The organism is Clostridium sp. ATCC 25772, from assembly GCF_001573875.1.
Classification (GTDB): domain Bacteria; phylum Bacillota; class Clostridia; order Clostridiales; family Clostridiaceae; genus Clostridium_J; species Clostridium_J senegalense.
The window spans coordinates 1-904 of record NZ_LFRG01000126.1 but is presented as its reverse complement, the minus strand read 5'-3'; the positions used below and the strand labels follow the sequence as shown (position 1 = coordinate 904).

At 31.5% G+C, this 904-nt stretch carries 1 protein-coding gene; it reads left to right on the top strand.

What is annotated here, in order from left to right:
• The coding region (locus tag AZI32_RS17100; protein ID WP_061997158.1) for an N-acetylmuramoyl-L-alanine amidase at positions 1 to 627 on the top strand (627 nt) is incomplete at its 5' end.
• Between the last annotated feature and the right edge of the window lie 277 nt (positions 628 to 904).

Sequence of the window (904 nt, the reverse complement as noted above, 5' to 3'; positions counted from 1 at the left end):
GATGTATTCAAAACTTTATCTCAAAGGACTTCTGATGCGAATAAATGGGGTGCCAATGTTTTAGTATCTATTCATTGTAATAGCTTTAAGGATATAAACGCTAAAGGATTAGAAACTTTTTGTTATAAGCTTAAATATAGAAAACTAGCTGATTGTGTTCAAAATGAACTTATTAATGATAAGCTTTATACTGTTAATCGAGGTGTTAAAGAGGGTAACCTTCATATGGTAAGGGAAAGCAATATGCAAGCTTGTTTAATAGAACTAGGATTTATATCTAATTTAGAGGATTTAAATTTAATAGAATCTAAAAAAGACGAGTTTGCTTTAGCTATAGCGGATGGAATATGCAACTATTTAGGAGTTAAATACAATAGTAATCCTCCTATACAAAAGGTTGATGTTTATAACATAATTACGGGTGGATTTGGTACTAAAGAGAACGCTCAAAAACAACTAGAACATTTACATGAGCTTACTGGTTGGTATTTAGAATTAGAGGAACAAAGACAAGGAGATTTCAGAATCCGTACGGGTGGATTTACTGGAGAAGATAGAGTTAAAAGAGAAATGGCAGCACTAACAGAACTTACGGGCTGGTGGTGTACTTACGAAAAAGAGAAGTAGCCAATGTTTGTTATTAAGCTTCTTAACAAATTAATTATTTAGGTTAAATTTAATCAAAATACACACTCATTTATTTGTTAAGTTGCTTGATAACGTACTTTTCGCACAAAGCATGATAATATTATATTAGCCAAACTGTTTCCCACTTACTAGGGGAAGAAAATCAAGCTAGTAAGAGTATAATCTACTAACAGATTAGAAGTTTCGTTTTTCATATTCAACAATGATTTTGAAACTTCAACTGAATGGTTTCTACCTTCGAGGAAACTATATACTC